The 15075-nt window shown below is 65.6% G+C and carries 10 protein-coding genes, 1 pseudogene and 1 riboswitch; of the genes and pseudogenes, 8 read left to right on the top strand and 3 right to left on the bottom strand.

What is annotated here, in order from left to right; genetic code table 11:
* Positions 1-250: 250 nt before the first annotated feature.
* On the bottom strand, positions 251-1519 hold the full coding sequence (locus A7A76_RS22850) for a M12 family metallo-peptidase (RefSeq protein ID WP_206413472.1): 1269 nt from the start codon (positions 1517-1519) through the stop codon (positions 251-253).
* Between the two features lie 218 nt (positions 1520-1737).
* Here A7A76_RS22850 and A7A76_RS27060 point away from each other — a divergent pair.
* Positions 1738-1857 (top strand): annotated as a pseudogene (locus A7A76_RS27060) (DUF6053 domain-containing protein); the annotation flags it as partial.
* Between the two features lie 12 nt (positions 1858-1869).
* Here A7A76_RS27060 and metF read toward each other — a convergent pair.
* Positions 1870-2694, bottom strand: coding sequence for a methylenetetrahydrofolate reductase [NAD(P)H] (gene metF, locus A7A76_RS22845; RefSeq protein WP_206413471.1), 825 nt, complete (start codon positions 2692-2694; stop codon positions 1870-1872).
* Positions 2695-2854: 160 nt separating this feature from the next.
* Between metF and A7A76_RS22840 the strand changes: the two genes are divergently transcribed.
* From A7A76_RS22840 to A7A76_RS22810, 7 genes are all read left to right on the top strand, one after another.
* Positions 2855-3538 (top strand): GNAT family N-acetyltransferase, encoded by a 684-nt coding sequence (locus A7A76_RS22840; protein WP_206413470.1) that lies wholly within the window; start codon positions 2855-2857, stop codon positions 3536-3538.
* Positions 3539-3668: 130 nt separating this feature from the next.
* The gene (locus A7A76_RS22835) at positions 3669-4583 is read left to right on the top strand and encodes an alpha/beta fold hydrolase (RefSeq protein ID WP_241201136.1); all 915 of its coding nucleotides are present in this window, start codon (positions 3669-3671) and stop codon (positions 4581-4583) included.
* Positions 4584-4686: 103 nt separating this feature from the next.
* Entirely contained in the window at positions 4687-5733 is a 1047-nt protein-coding gene (locus tag A7A76_RS22830) for a sensor histidine kinase (RefSeq protein WP_206413469.1), read from the top strand.
* Positions 5730-6464: a LytR/AlgR family response regulator transcription factor gene (locus A7A76_RS22825; protein ID WP_206413468.1), complete on the top strand. Its 735-nt coding sequence runs from the start codon at positions 5730-5732 to the stop codon at positions 6462-6464. Before A7A76_RS22830 ends, A7A76_RS22825 begins: the two co-directional genes overlap by 4 nt.
* A 264-nt stretch (positions 6465-6728) precedes the next feature.
* Positions 6729-11471 carry an RHS repeat-associated core domain-containing protein gene (locus A7A76_RS22820; protein ID WP_206413467.1) on the top strand — a complete coding sequence of 1581 codons (4743 nt, stop codon included), beginning with the start codon at positions 6729-6731 and terminating at the stop codon, positions 11469-11471.
* 467 nt (positions 11472-11938) lie between these two features.
* On the top strand, positions 11939-12454 hold the full coding sequence (locus A7A76_RS22815) for a hypothetical protein (RefSeq protein WP_206413466.1): 516 nt from the start codon (positions 11939-11941) through the stop codon (positions 12452-12454).
* Positions 12455-12547: 93 nt separating this feature from the next.
* Positions 12548-12985 (top strand): hypothetical protein, encoded by a 438-nt coding sequence (locus A7A76_RS22810; protein ID WP_206413465.1) that lies wholly within the window; start codon positions 12548-12550, stop codon positions 12983-12985.
* Positions 12986-13310: 325 nt separating this feature from the next.
* Here A7A76_RS22810 and ahcY read toward each other — a convergent pair whose 3' ends face one another.
* Positions 13311-14741 (bottom strand): adenosylhomocysteinase, encoded by a 1431-nt coding sequence (gene ahcY, locus A7A76_RS22805; RefSeq protein ID WP_206413463.1) that lies wholly within the window; start codon positions 14739-14741, stop codon positions 13311-13313.
* A 61-nt stretch (positions 14742-14802) separates the two neighbouring features.
* Positions 14803-14879, bottom strand: a riboswitch (S-adenosyl-L-homocysteine riboswitch).
* Positions 14880-15075: the final 196 nt, after the last annotated feature.

Genomic DNA, 15075 nt, shown 5'->3' with positions numbered 1-15075 from the left:
GGCTTTCGCCGGAATGACGGTCTGGGGGTTGCGGGGCTTCGGGACGTGGCGGCGGGGCTGCGTCGCTGCGGTTGGTCGCGACTTGCGTCGCTCCTACAGGGAGATACGAAACCTGGCGGAGGCCCTGCAGGAGCGGCGCAAGCCGCGGCAACAGGATCCCAGCGAGAGTTTCACAGCCCCCACGCGCCCCCAACGCACGCAACCCGAAAACACCGCGCGACGCCCCCCAGGCGCCGCGCGGTGCGCGAGATCAGCGGAAAGCCGCCACCGTCGCCGCGCGCTCGTTGAGCACGCGCGCATTGTTGCTCTTCGCCGCCGTACCCATCGGCGCCCCGTTGTAGGTGATGTTCGGGTTCGACCAATAGTTCAAGCGCGGACAGTTGCTGCCGCAGCTGTAGGCCATGATCGTGCGCCAGGCGTTGCCCGGGCCCCAGTAGCCGTGGCCATAGGGGTAGATGGTGTTGTTGCCGTTGCTGGGATCGTGGTGCGCGCCGAAGTTGTGGCCGATCTCGTGGGCGAAGCTGTAGTAACCGGTCATGCAGCTCGCGCCGACCACGCTGAAGGCGTTGGACGCGCTCGAGTTGAGATAGCCCAGGCCGCAGTACGCCGGGTCGGTGATGATCAGCACGTTGACGTCGGCGGCGATGCTGTTGCGGGTGGCGTGATAGCTGTCGAGATAGCCGTCGCTGGTGCCGGCGAAGCGGCTCAGGTCGGTATCGAAGCCGGCGCTGACGTAGCTGTTGGTGTACTGGCCGGCCAGTTCGAAGCGCACGTTGACCGCGCTGTTGGCGAAGCTCTGATTGCTCTCGGTGATGGCCAGGTTGGCCTTGGTCAGGGTGTTGCCGACCGCGTTGGCGGCGGCCTGGGTGTAGACCACCATCACCCGCACCACGCTCGGCGCTTTCTCGCCGGCCTTGGCCTCGTCGAACTTGGGATCGAGCTTGACCGGCGTGTACGGCAGCGCGGCGTAGGCGGCCGGATGGTCTTCGGGCATCTTCGATTCGTCGATCAGGCTGATCGCGTGGCCGCCGGTCTTGAGCGGATCGATGCGATAAAGCTTGCCGCCGCTGCGCACGGTGCCGGACATCTGATCGCCCTGGCGCACCAGGATCGCCGACTCTTCCGGATTGTCGATCAGCTCGGCGCCGGTGAACCGGTTGATGCGCTTGAGCTGGGCCTTCGGGTCGCCGACCATGCCCTGCCAGATCACGATGCCGTCGGCCTTGCGCTGCGCCTGCAGCTTGTGCGCCTTCAGGCTGACGCCGGGGGCGAGGTTGAGCAGCAACTGGTCCTGGGTCTCGGTGACCTGCGCGGTGTTGGCTCGGACCAGGTCGACGCGCACCGCGGCGCGCTCGGCCTTGACCGCCTTGAACGTGATGTCGGCGTCGGCGCTGCGCGCCAGCGTGCTGGCCGGCGCGGAGAACAGCGGCGCGGGTTCGGCCGCGACCGCGGCGCCGGCGGCGCCGAGCGAAAGGGCGATGGCGAAATTCAACGGCAAGAGCTTGTTGCGGACACTCATGTGCGCACTCTCCATTGGGGACCGCTGCGCGCCGCGGGGCCCGTGGCCGGGCCGGCGGTGGCGGTCGCGAGGGCATCGCTCGTCGTGGCGATGCATCCTGACGCCAGTGGGCGCGCACGCGGTCGCGCGGCTCAAGACCGAACTTGTCGCAAGGCAAGCGCAAGCTGAGAACTGCGCGTGCAGTTCGCCATTGCCGCGGTGCGGCGCGGCGCATTTTTGTGAGTTGCGTCGGGTCGCTTCAGCAGGGTGAACGCGGCCGATGGGTGGGAGGGGCTTCAGCCCCGATGCGCTTCGTTCGGATCGCGGCGATCTGGAACAAGAGCTTCGGGACTAAAGTCCCTCCTACAGGCTCAGGCGATGCGCGAGAGCACCGACAAGGTCGGCTTGGCGAGGTTGAGCGTGTAGAAGTGCAACCCCGGCGCGCCGCCTTCGATCAGCCGGCTGCACAGCCGGGCCACGACCTCGGCGCCGAACTCGCGGATGCTGTCGGCGTCGTCGCCGTAGGCCTGCATGCGCTGGGCGATCCAGCGCGGGATCTCCGCGCCGCACAGGTCGGAGAACCGGCGCAGCTGGCTGAAATTGGCGATCGGCATGATGCCCGGCACGATCGGGATGTCGATGCCGGCGGCGCGCACGTCGTCGACGAAACGGAAGTAGGCGTCGGGGTTGTAGAAATACTGGGTGATCGCGCCGTCGGCGCCGGCGCGGACCTTGCGCTTGAAGTTCTCCAGGTCCGACAGCGCGTCGCGCGCCTGCGGATGGGTCTCCGGATACGCCGCCACTTCGATGTGGAAATGGTCGCCGGTTTCGGCGCGGATGAATTCGACCAGTTCGTTGGCGTAGCGCAGGTCGCCGGCGCTGGCCATGCCCGAGGGCAGGTCGCCGCGCAGGGTGACCAGGCGGCGACAGCCGATTTCGCGGTACAGCGCCAGCAGCTCGCGGATCTCGCCGCGGGTGCCGCCGACGCAGGACAGGTGCGGGGCGGCGTCGAGCGCGTGCTTCTGGCGCAGGCGGCGGATGGTCTCGGGCGTGTAGCTCAGGGTCGAGCCGCCGGCGCCGAAGGTGCACGAGACATAGCTCGGCGCGAACGCGCGCAGCTTCGCCGCGGTCTTGTCGAGCTGGCTGCGCTGCTCGTCGGTCTTGGGCGGGTAGAACTCGAAGCTGATCGGCAGCATGGGCGGGGCCGTGGCGAGGGGTTGCGGGGATAATATCTCTTTATCGCGATGGAATGGAATATCGCTCGGGCGGGGCCAGGACCAAAGTCGCACGCCGCCGCGGCTTGACTCGGCGCGGCCGCGGCGCCATCCCTGCAGGCAGTCCCTTCAGGCGCCAGGCATGAGCGAAGACGTACTCGACAATCCGATCTGGGCCTCCCTGCGCAGCCGCCACCGCGCGTTGGCGCTGGGCGACGGCGCGGTGGCGCGCTATCCGGCGCAGGTGGCGCCGTTCCTGGGCATGGCCGCGGACGCGACGGTCGACGACGCCGCGTTGCGGGCGCTGGTGCCGGCGGGCGACACCGCGCTGGCGCTCGGCCGCGCGCCGGCGCTCGGCGCGGGCTGGGAGTTGCGCCCGGTCGCCGACCTGGCGCAGATGATCTGCCGCGCGCCGGTGCCCGCCGTGGCGGGCGCGGCGCCGATCGTCGAACTCGGCGCGGACCGGCGCGAGGACGTGCTGGCGCTGACCGCGCTGGTCTATCCGCATTACTTCCGGCCGCGCACGATGGAGTTGGGCCGCTACGTCGGGATCTACGAGGGCGGGCGCCTGGCGGCGATGGCCGGCGAGCGCATGGGCATGGACGGCTACACCGAGCTCAGCGCGATCTGCACCCATCCGGACTTCCTCGGCCGCGGCCACGCGCGCCGGCTGCTGGCGTTCCTGGCCAACGACAACCATGCGCGCGGCCGCATCCCGTTCCTGCACGTCAGCCACGAGAACCCGCGCGCGGTCGAGCTGTACCTGCGCAACGGCTTCGAACTGCGGCGCGATATACCTTTCTGGTCGCTGCGGCAGGCGGGCTGAGCGCGGCGGGCGCCGCTCGTCCGATCCCGCCGCCGCTCGCCCGGCCCAGCCGCCACTGCTCACGGATCTCACCATGCGTGTGCGACGGCCCGGCAAGGTGGCGCCATTCCGCCACCCCGAGGAATCCGTCATGCCGCCATTCCGCCGCGCCGATGCCCTGCGCCGTATCGTCTTCGCCGTAGCCGCGCTGTTCGCCGCCGGCGCCGCGCAGGCCGACACGCAGCGTTTCCAGGACCTGAGCATCGAAGTCGTCGGCCAGGGCCGGCCGGTGCTGATGATCCCCGGCCTCAATTCCGGCGCCGACACCTGGCGCGAGACCTGCGCCGCGCTGCAGGCCGACCGGGTGCAGTGCCACATCGTCCAGCTCCCCGGCCTGGCCGGCGCGCCGCCGATCGAGACCGCGGCCTACAACGACGCCATGCGCGACGAGCTGCTGGCGTACATCGAGCAGCGCAAGCTGGTGCGCCCGGTGGTGATCGGCCACAGCCTCGGCGGCTTCCTCGCGCTGAAGATGGGCATCGCCAGGCCGCAGGCGATCGACAGGCTGGTCATCGTCGACACCCTGGGCTTCCTAGGCTCGCTGTACGGCCCGACCCTGACCGCGGAAACGATCCGGCCGATGGCCGAGGGCATGCGCGCGATCGTGCTGAACCAGCCGCAGGCGCATTACTACCGCGGCATCGCCGTCACCGCGCAGGGCATGACCGCGAGCGACGACAAGGTCGCGCTGCTGCGCCGCTGGGGCGAGGCCAGCGACCGCGCCACCACCGCGCAGGCGCTGGTGGAGATGATGACCACCGACCTGCGCCCGCAGCTGGACAAGGTCAAGGCGCCGACCCTGGTGCTGGCCGGCTGGGTCGGCGGCGCCCGCTACGGCGCCACCCGCGAGTCGACCCTGGCGATGTACCGGCAGCACTACGCCAAGCTCGACGGCGTGCGCATCGAGATGAGCCAGGACGGTTACCATTTCCTGATGTGGGACGATCCGCAGTGGCTGCAGGACCAGGTGCGCGGTTTCCTGGCCGAGCCCAAGCCCGCCGGTTGAACGCCCGCGCGGCGAGCGGCGGATCGCACGAGGCGACCGCCGCGCCGCGGCCCGGCGGCGGCCTTTTCCTCCATCCGTTCCGACACCGATTCCGAAGCGATCCATGTTGCGAGACACGACCCGTTCGGCCTTGATCGACGCTGCGTTCTGGGCGGGCTACTGCGCCTTCAATCTGAGCATGTCGGCGGCGTTCGGCCGGGTCACGTCCGGCGCGGTGGCGATCGCGGTCGCGCTGGCGGCGGAGTTGTGGGTCGCCGGGCAACTGATGCGCCGCATCGCCCATCGCCGCCACTGGTTCGAACTGGGGCCGCTGCGGCTGGCCGCGCGCCTGTTCGCCTGCGTGCTGATCGGCGCGGCGCTGTCGCAGTTGCTGCTGGTGCCGCCGCTGTGGATCGCGGCCAAGGGCCGCTGGATCTACCTCGGGCCGGACAACCTCGCCGGCTTCGCCTGGCCGATGCTGCTGATGTACTGGGCGCAGACGGCGATGGCGCTGGCGCTGTGGACCGCGCTGTGGAGCTGGACGGTGGCGATGCGCCGCTACCGCGAGGGCGAGATCGCCCGGCTCAACGCAGAATCGTTGCGCAACGCCTCCGAACTGGACGCGCTGCGCGCGCGCCTGAACCCGCACTTCGTGTTCAACGCGCTCAACAACCTGCGCGCGCTGATCAACGAAGACACCGAGCGCGCGCGCGAGCTGGTCACGCGGCTGTCCTCGACCCTGCGCCACGCGCTCGACCACAGCCAGCGTGAACACGTCAGCGTGGCCGAGGAACTGTCCGTGGTCGACGATTACCTTGCGGTCGAATCGGTGCACTACGAAGACCGGTTGCGGGTGGCGCGCGAGATCGACCCGGCCGCGCTCGACTTGCGCTTGCCGCCGATGGCGCTGCAACTGCTGGTGGAAAACGCGATCAAGCACGGCATCGCCCGCACCCCGGGCGGCGGCGAACTGAGCCTGCGTGTGCGCGGCGACGGCGGGCGGCTGCGCATCGAGGTCGGCAACCCCGGCCGGATCGAGCCCGAGTCGGTGCGCCGCGGCGTCGGCCTGGCCTACCTGCGCACGCGCCTGGCCCACGCCTCGCCGCCGGGCGCGTTCGAACTGCGCCAGCACGGCGCGCGGGTGACGGCGCAACTGGAGATTTCGCAATGAACCTGCGCCCCTTGAGCGTGCTGATCGTCGACGACACCCGCCTGGCGCGGCAGGAACTGCGCACCTTGCTGGCGCAATCGCCGCAGGTCGACGTGCTCGGCGAGGCCGAGGACGTGCCGCAGGCGCAGGAGGCGATCGCGCGCTTGCACCCGGACTTGGTCCTGCTCGACATCCAGATGCCCTCGGGCAGCGGCTTCGACGTCATCGCCGGGCTCGACAGCGCGCCGCTGGTGGTGTTCACCACCGCCTACGACCAATACGCGGTGCAGGCCTTCGAAGCCAACGCACTGGACTATCTGGTCAAGCCGGTCGAACCCGCGCGGCTGGCCGCCGCTTTGCAGCGCGCGCGCCAACGCCTGCCCTTCGAGGCCGCGCCGAGCGAACCGCGCGGCCCGCTCGGCGCCGACGACCAGGTGTTCCTGCGCGACGGCGAGCGCTGCTGGTTCGTGGCCCTGCGCGAAGTCCACCGCATCGTCGTCGACGGCAACTACGCGCGAGTCTGGTTCCGCAACGAATGCGCGCTGCTGGCGCGCAGCCTCAGCGCGCTGGAAGCGCGCCTGGACCCATCGCTGTTCTTCCGCGCCAACCGCAACACTTTGGTCAACCTGCGCTGCGTGAAGTCGGTGGAGCTGGCGGTGGGCGACGGCTACGAACTCGAACTCAAGGACGGCAGCCGGGTCGAGGTGTCGCGGCGGCAGTCGCGGGAGTTGCGCGAGCGGTTGTCGTTGTAGGAGATGCGTCGCGTTGGCCGTCGGTGGACCGCATGAACGATGCGCCGATGTCGGATGGATAGAAAGCGGACGCTGCGAAGCGTCCGTTTTCCTTTGCGATCGCCGCGCGGAAATGCACGGGAAGTGAGCAAAAAAACATGGTTTTTTCGAACTTGAATCTCTGCGGCACCGATAACGAAAATGTCGGCGGGCGGTCAACGACGATAGCCCCGGCGCTCAGGCCACAACCGTCGGCGCCGCAGCCCTTAGCTCTCGGGTTCGAACATGCTCACAGGGACGCGTTTCGCGCAGCGCAAATTCGGCCGCTGCGCCAAGTCTTGGTTTTCGCTGATCGCCTTGGTCTGGCTCGCAGCGATTTTCGTTCCGGTCGCCGTCGCGCAGGAAAGCCAGATCGCGTGGAAGATCATCGTTCCCACCGGTCAAGCCCAATCTCATAACACCTATCAGCAGGCCGCCGACGCGATCAAGGCGCTGCCCTACAGTGGGCCAGGCCCCAACCCGTATACGTTCGTCACCGTCGTCAAAGACAACCTGCTGCGCGCCGACGGCAAGGGCACGATCACCTACTGGATGGGCCTGAAAGAGCCCTTGGATCCGGAGTGGGGCTACGACGCCACCGTCGGCTCCGGCGTGAAGCACCCCACGGAGGCGCTCGCGGTCGCCGAATTGGAAGCCTTCTACAACGAGCTTGCCCCCGCGTGCCCGGCCACCGCGAAGGCCACTGCGTCCACCGCCTGGACGCCGCCCGATCCGCAGTTCGCGGGAATGCTGGAGAACCGCACGTTCGACATCGTGTACTTCAGCGGCGACAACACCGACACCCATCCGTGCGTGAAGGACATGACGGATACGATGGAGCTGTCCCGCACGCGGCGGACGCAGTGCCCGGTGCCCCACATGAACTGGAGCAACCAGCGCGGCGCCTGCGTGAACGAGGACTTCGTCGCGACGATCAGCACCGACAAGATCAAGAGCTGCGAAACGGAAGGGATGCCCGCGTTCGCTGCCTTCCGCGGACTGGTCGGCAACCCGTGCAACGTCAAGACCGGCGAGAAGAGCGAGACCCAGACCGACTTCGATCTCGGCTGGATCGCCTTCACCCGCAGCTACCATTCCGGCATCGCCATGCGTTCGGGCGGTTTCGGTCCGGGCTGGACCCATTCGCTGGACCTGCGGCTGAGCCTCTCGGCCGACACGCTCGGGTTGAGCGGCGGCAATGGCTATCAGGTGCGCTTCGCCAAGGTCGGCAGCGCCTTCATTGCCGCCGACAGCAGCGGCGACCGGATCGTCGCCTCGGGTTCGCAGTGGCTGCTGCATCGCCCAGGCGAGGTCCTGGTGTTCGACAGCCAAGGCCGCCTGGTGGAGCGGCAGGCCGAGGACGGGACCAAGCTGACCTATGCCTATGGCGCATACGACCGCCTGGACTCGGTGACGCATTCGACCGGCCGGTCGGTGAAGTTCAACTATGCCGGCAATTCCGGTGATGCGCTTATCTCGTCGATCACGTCGGGGGGAGCGACCCTGGCCAGCTATACGTATACATCAGGGCGCCAAGTCGAAACCGTAACGTTTCCCGGTGGCGGCCAGCACAAGTACCACTATGAAGACAGCCGCTTCCCACGTCATCTGACTGGGGTAACGCATGAGGACAACAAGCGCTACAGCACCTTCGCCTACGACGCCAATGGCCGGGTGATCTCCAGCCAGCACGACGGCGGCGCCGACGGCGTCGCCCTGAGCTACCGCTCGCAAGGGGGCGCTGTCGTGACTGACGCGCTTGGACAACAGACGACCTACGGACTCACTACCGGCAGCGGCGCGTTGCCGCGACGAGTCAGCGATGTGGTGGATGGTCGTGGTGCGGTAAGCCAAACCTACAATACCGAATCGACGGATTTCCGCGGTCGCGCCAGTTTGGGTACCGATCGCCGAGGCATCCAGACCGGATATGCCTACGCCGAAGCCAACGACGCCGTCACCGGCGCGCTCGCGCGCACCGTCACGACCACCGAGGCCGTCGGCAAGCCCGAACAGCGGGTCAGCACCGCGACGACCGATGTCGCCAGCAACCGCCTGATCCGCTCGACCATCGGCAACCAGGAGACCCGGATCACCCGCAACACCCGGCTCCAGCCGGTCACCGTAGCCGTGCGCGACACTGCCGCCAATGTGACTCGCACCACCACCTACGCCTACTGCGAAGCCGCCGATGTCGCCGCCGCCAACAGCACCTGCCCGATCCTGGGCCTGCTGAAGTCGGTGGATGGCCCGCGCATGGACGTGAACGACATCACTCGCTTCGAGTACTACGGCAGCGACGACAGCACCTGTGCGACCACGCCGACGCTGTGCACCTTCCGCAAGGGCGACCTGCGCAAGACTATCGATGCGGCGGGCCTGGTCACCGAAATCTCCGGCTACGACCCTCAGGGCCGGGTGTTGTCGGTGGTCGATCCCAACGGCGTGGTCACCGACTCCGAGTACAACCCCCGCAGCTGGCTGACGGCCACCAAGGTGCGCGGTACCGACAACGCGGTCGAGACGGACGACTTGGTCACCAAGATCGAGTATTTCCCCACCGGCCTGACCAAGCAGGTCACGCTTCCGGACGGGAACTTCACCACCTTCGCCTACGACAACGCGCAGCGCCTGACCGGCGTGACCGACCGCTCCGGCGCGACGGTCCAGTACACGTTGGATCTCGCCGGTAACCGCAAGGTCGAAGACACCAAGAACAGCGCCGGCACCGTGCAGGCGACGCTGTCGCGCGTCTTCAACGTCCTGGGCCAGGTACAGACCTACAAGGACGGCCTGAACCACGCGACCGGCTACACCTACGATGCCGAGGGCCATCCGGACACGACCACCGACGCGCTCGGCCGCGTGACCGACCAGGACTACGACCCGCTCGGACGATTGGTCAAAACCTTGCAGGACGTCGGCACCGGCCGGATCAACGCGGAAACCAGGATCGAGTACGACGCGCTCGATCAAGTGACCAAGGTGATCGATCCGAAGGGGCTGTCCACGGTCTACGCGCGCAACGGGTTCGGCGAGGTGACTCAGCTGACCAGTCCCGACACCGGTGTGACCGGCTATACCTACGATGCAGCAGGCCAGACCAAGACGCGGACCGATGCGCGCGGCATCGCCACCACGTACAGCTACGACGCATTGGGCCGCCTCACCCAGCGGGCTTACCCCACCGCCGTGCTGGGCACGACCTACACCTACGACACGGTCGCGTCCGGCTGCCCGACCGGGGAAACCTTCTCCAAGGGACGGCTGAGCCAGTCCGTCGGCACCGGTGGCGCCTTGCGCTATTGCTACGACCGCTTCGGCCGCATGGTCCGCAAGATCGTGGTCACCACCGGCCCGGTGCTGACGCTGCGCTACGACTACACGGCGGCGGGCGCGCTGAAGTCGGTGACCTATCCCGATGGCAGCGTGGCGGACTACGTGCGCGGCAACCACGGCCGGATTACCCAGATCGGCGTGACCCGCCCCGGCTCGACCCGCGAGATCCTGTTGACCGCCGTCGGCTATGCGGCCTACGGCCCGCCAGCGGGCTGGGCGTACGGCAACAACCAACCGATGACGCGTAACGTCGACCGTAACTACGACGTCTCCCGTCTGGTGGGCTCAGCGCCCGACGGCCTGTCGCTGCATCTGACCCGCGACGAGGTCGGCAACGTCAGCCGCTTCAGCACGGAGAACCAGTCGACCATCCTGGCGCGCTACCAGCACGACCGGCTGAACCGTCTGACCCAGACCCAGGACGGTCCCAGCGCGACGCCGCTGGAAACCTACGGTTACGACGCTACCGGCAACCGCACCAGCTTCCAGAGCGGTGCCAGCGCGGCGCAGAGCTATACGTTCCCGAGCACCAGCCATCGCCTGCAAAGCGTCGCCGGCATCGCCCGCACCTACGACGCGGCCGGCAACACCACCAGCGTCGGCGGCACCGCCAAGCAATACGTCTACAACGACCTGGGTCGCCTGGCCCAATTCAAGGTCGACGGCGCGGTGAAGATGAGCTACGCCTACAACGGCTTGGGACAGCAGGCGCGGCGTTACAACGACACCAGCATCCGGCATGCGCTGTATGCCGAGGATGGCAGCTGGTTGGGCGAGTACGACAACTCGGGCACCGCGCTGCAGCAAGTCGTGTGGATGGACGACCTGCCGGTCGGCGTGATCCAAGGTTCAGGCACGACGCAGAAGCTGTATTACATCGAGCCCGACCACCTGGGCACGCCGCGAATCGTGGTCGACCCGAACCGCAACAAGGCGGTGTGGACCTGGAGCATCAAGAGCGAGGTGTTCGGCAACACGCCGCCGAATGAAGACCCGGATCTCGATGGTACGAAGTTCGTGTTCGACATGCGGTTTCCGGGGCAGCGGTTCGACAACGTCAGTGGGCTGATCTACAACTATTTTCGGGACTATGACTCCAGCACAGGGCGCTACATTGAGAGTGATCCAATCGGTTTGCGAGGAGGGCTTAGTACCTATGCTTATGTCGGGGGGAATCCGGTTAGCTCCGTTGATCCTTCGGGTCTGCGCCCATTGACGCAATGCGAATTTAATTTTTTGGCTAACTACTTCCCCACAGATGCGTTGAGTCGAATCGATATCGATGACGGTTTTTCTTTCTCAAAATTCAATGTCGGGGGCGCCATTTGGAATGGGACAGTTATCGCTGACTGGTTTGATCGCGGCTCAACTACCTATGGTCAAACCTACCGCTACGATATTCATGTGCGTGAGGATGTGCCCAACGGGGCCGATCCAACGGGAGCAACGGGCATCGTTCTTCTCGGTCACGAGATTGCGCACACCATGCAATTCAGGTCTGCAGGAGTGGGTTCTTTCTATTCCGGCTATCTCAATCAATTGATCAAGAATGGCTATCGCGGCAATGCCTTTGAGAGGGCGGCAAGGGCCACTGAAGATAAAATTAGGCAGGACCTAAAAAAGGATGGGCTCGGATGCGATTGCAAATAAAAGCTGGATTATTGGTAGCTTGTGTACTCATCTCCGCTTGTTGTCCGGAATGGGAGTGCAAAAAACACAATCGTCTTGCCTCGCTGCCCGAACATGAAGCTGAGAATGAATTCTTGGCTATGCCTATTCGAGATCAAATCAGTGTGTACCTCTGGGAAATGCGGCACAGTCATCCGTCAGTGTCGCCATATGGTCGTCTGCTTTTCCGAAATGGGCCGCCCGTGGCGAAGGAGCTACTGGCTCGAGCAATGACAGCGAAGCAAGAGGGGGCTCCGACAGACCTTTTGGTTGCTTTGCGCGATCTTCCTCCTGAGCTGAGAGGAGACCTGCAGGCAGGCGAAATAGAGAAAGCCATTGATAATTGCAAAAAAGTCGATGGTAGCGATGAGCTATCGCTATGTCCCCGGTTAGAGCGAGATCTATCTACGACTCCGCATAGCCCATAGGGCGAATTAGAAAAGCGTAAGGTGCCTCGCGAAATAGGCAGAAAGGCGAATGCAGAAATCAGTAGCCAGATTGCGATTGAAAATTATAAGCACGGCTCTATTTTTATTATCCATCGTCGTTCTTCTTTCCGGGTGTGCGGAAGGGAAGCCGGAAGAGCTTCGCCGACTGGAAAGTATGGAGTTGGAGCAAGCTCGATCGGATTTTCAGAAGCTTCGCCGCATACGCAAGTCAGCATAGTGGTCTGGGAGCTGGAACACCGCAGGCCATCTTCTTCGCGGTTCGACTATTTGCTGGATCGCAATGGGTTGAAAGTCGGGCCTGTTCTTTTGGCCGAAGCAGTCCGAACAAAGAGCTTCGACGTCAATGTCACTTTGCTGCTGGAGTTCGCGGAGCTGGGTGGATTGCAGGTTGCCGATGATGATGGCCAACTCGCCGCAGCTATTGCCCGCTGTTATGAGTTGGGGGGACAAGGCAACCGTGAATGCGGGGAAATTCGTTTGAAACTGGCACCTCGGGTGCTCCGGAAAAAGCGATGATCGAGCGTGGCGAGGTGCATGTAATCGAATGATCCTGGCCTGCTGTGTCGACTGCTCGGCCGATCTATTGCCTTGTTTCTTGGTAACGGCTCGATGGCTAAGGCCCTAGGAATCCTTGTGGTGCTTTGTTTATCGGCATGCTGTAACGACCGCGCTTGCCGACAGAGTAGGCAACTCAACACGCTTCCGGATCGGGAGGCTTTCTCCCGGTTCAAGGCGCTCGACGCCAAGGATCAGGTCGACGTTTACGTGTGGGAACTGACCCACAGCAAACCCGTGGCGTCGCGTTTCGAGTTCCTGCTGCGCGAGAGCGCTGATGCTGTCGCCGAGCCGCTTCTTGATGCGGCCAATCGAAGCGATGGGTACATCGTGCAGGCTTCGATTGTGAGGTCGCTGGCCAAGCTGCCAGCGGGTTCGAGGGCTAAGTTGGCGCGCTCGCAGTTGGTGGCGGCAGTCGAGAGATGTAAGCGTCTGGCCGGTGATGAGCATGACGAGGTTTGTTCGAGTTATGGGGATGCGTTGGTCATATAGAGTGAGTTCGTACCGGCGCCAGTGCGAGCAGGAGCATCGTTCTCAGCGGTCGCGATCCTATTGAGCTGCGCCTTGGCGTTGAAGATTTTTCTCGAATCAACGCTGATATTCTCTTCGTGTTCGCCATGGATGCGTTGATGTGCTGTTGGTTGCCGACGGGATTGGAGTCGCGTATGTCTGCGGCAGCGGTGGTTGCGCTGGTGCTTGCTTCCAAGATTTTCTCTATCGCCTTTGCTGGAATTGTGTGGCGCGTGTAAGAAACAAAAACGGGCGCCCGAAGGCGCCCGTTCTCGTTTACGACCCATCGCCCGAAGGCGAACCGCGATCAATAGCGGTAATGATCCGGCTTGTACGGACCTTCCACCGCCACGCCCAGGTACGCGGCCTGGTCGGCGGTCAGCGTGGTCAGCTTCACGCCGATCTTTTCCAGGTGCAGGCGCGCGACCTCTTCGTCGAGCTTCTTCGGCAGGATGTAGACCTTCGGCTCGTACTTGTCCTTGTTCGCCCACAGGTCGATCTGGGCCAGGGTCTGGTTGGAGAACGAGTTCGACATGACGAAGCTCGGGTGGCCGGTGGCGCAGCCGAGGTTGACCAGGCGGCCTTCGGCCAGCAGGAAGATCGAGTTGCCGTTGGCGAAGGTGTACTTGTCGACCTGCGGCTTGATGTTCAGGCGCTTGGCGCCCGAGGCGTTGAGCGCGTCGACCTGGATCTCGTTGTCGAAGTGGCCGATGTTGCAGACGATGGCCTGGTCCTTCATCTTCGACATGTGCTCCAGCGTCAGCACGTCCTTGTTGCCGGTCGTGGTGACGTAGATGTCGCCGCGGCCCAGGGTGCTTTCGACGGTGTTGACCTCGAAGCCTTCCATCGCCGCCTGCAGGGCGTTGATCGGGTCGACCTCGGTGACCACGACGCGGGCGCCGTAGGCGCGCAGCGAGTGGGCCGAGCCCTTGCCGACGTCGCCGTAGCCGCACACCACCGCGACCTTGCCGGCCAGCATCACGTCCATCGCGCGCTTGAGGCCGTCGGCCAGCGACTCGCGGCAGCCGTAGAGGTTGTCGAACTTGCTCTTGGTGACCGAGTCGTTGACGTTGATCGCCGGGATCAGCAGCTTGCCGGCTTCGGCCAGCTGGTACAGGCGGTGCACGCCGGTGGTGGTCTCTTCCGAGACGCCCTTCCAGTGCTTGACCACTTCGTGCCAGAAGCCCGGGCGCTCGGCGTGGACGCGCTTGAGCAGGTTCTTGATGACCTGCTCTTCGTGGTTGCCCGACGGGGTGTCGACCCACTTGTCGCCGTTCTCGAGCTCATAGCCCTTGTGGATCAGCAGGGTCACGTCGCCGCCGTCGTCGACGACCAGCTCCGGGCCCTGGCCGTTGGGGAAGCTCAGCGCGGCCAGGGTGCAGTCCCAGTATTCCTCCAGCGACTCGCCCTTCCAGGCGAACACCGGGGTGCCGCTGGCGGCGATCGCCGCGGCGGCGTGGTCCTGGGTCGAGAAGATGTTGCACGAGGCCCAGCGCACGTCGGCGCCGAGGTCGCGCAGGGTCTCGATCAGCACCGCGGTCTGGATGGTCATGTGCAGCGAGCCGGTCACGCGCACGCCCTTGAGCGACTGCGCGGCGGCGTACTTCTTGCGGATCGACATCAGGCCCGGCATTTCGTGCTCGGCGATGTCGATTTCCTTGCGGCCCCAGTCGGCCAGGGAAATGTCGGCGACCTTGTAATCGCCTTCGGTCGAGAAGGTCTTGGGTACAGCGTTCATGCGGATTAGCTCCAGTGCAGGGGGAGCCGGCGGGATGCCGGGTCCGGCGAGTCGCGAAGACTCAAACCGGGCGCCGTTGGGACCTGCGCCTCGCCGAGCCTGGCCGTGTCCGTCACGGTCGCAGCGCCCCTCGGCGGGCTGAGCGCGCAGTATATCGCGGCCCCCGCGGCCGCCCAAAGACGGGGCGGCGCGAGACTGAACGCGGCGGCCGTCGCAGGGCGCGATGCGCGCCGACACACGCGGCCTGCGAACCAGCCCCAACGGCATAGGCGCGCGGCCGCATGGGCCGGCTAAGCTCGGGGCGGGGAGCGCGGCCGCGCATCGCCGCCGGCCG

Source organism: Lysobacter enzymogenes (assembly GCF_017168095.1).
GTDB classification, from domain to species: domain Bacteria; phylum Pseudomonadota; class Gammaproteobacteria; order Xanthomonadales; family Xanthomonadaceae; genus Lysobacter; species Lysobacter enzymogenes_D.
Note: the sequence above shows the minus strand (reverse complement) of the source record. Positions and strands in the feature narration are given on the sequence as shown.

Coding starts and splice junctions, on each gene's coding strand:
- A7A76_RS22850 (WP_206413472.1), bottom strand. CDS start 1,519: ATGAGTGTCCGCAACAAGCTCTTGCCGTTGAATTTCGCCATCGCCCTT.
- metF (WP_206413471.1), bottom strand. CDS start 2,694: ATGCTGCCGATCAGCTTCGAGTTCTACCCGCCCAAGACCGACGAGCAG.
- A7A76_RS22840 (WP_206413470.1), top strand. CDS start 2,855: ATGAGCGAAGACGTACTCGACAATCCGATCTGGGCCTCCCTGCGCAGC.
- A7A76_RS22835 (WP_241201136.1), top strand. CDS start 3,669: ATGCCGCCATTCCGCCGCGCCGATGCCCTGCGCCGTATCGTCTTCGCC.
- A7A76_RS22830 (WP_206413469.1), top strand. CDS start 4,687: ATGTTGCGAGACACGACCCGTTCGGCCTTGATCGACGCTGCGTTCTGG.
- A7A76_RS22825 (WP_206413468.1), top strand. CDS start 5,730: ATGAACCTGCGCCCCTTGAGCGTGCTGATCGTCGACGACACCCGCCTG.
- A7A76_RS22820 (WP_206413467.1), top strand. CDS start 6,729: ATGCTCACAGGGACGCGTTTCGCGCAGCGCAAATTCGGCCGCTGCGCC.
- A7A76_RS22810 (WP_206413465.1), top strand. CDS start 12,548: ATGGCTAAGGCCCTAGGAATCCTTGTGGTGCTTTGTTTATCGGCATGC.
- ahcY (WP_206413463.1), bottom strand. CDS start 14,741: ATGAACGCTGTACCCAAGACCTTCTCGACCGAAGGCGATTACAAGGTC.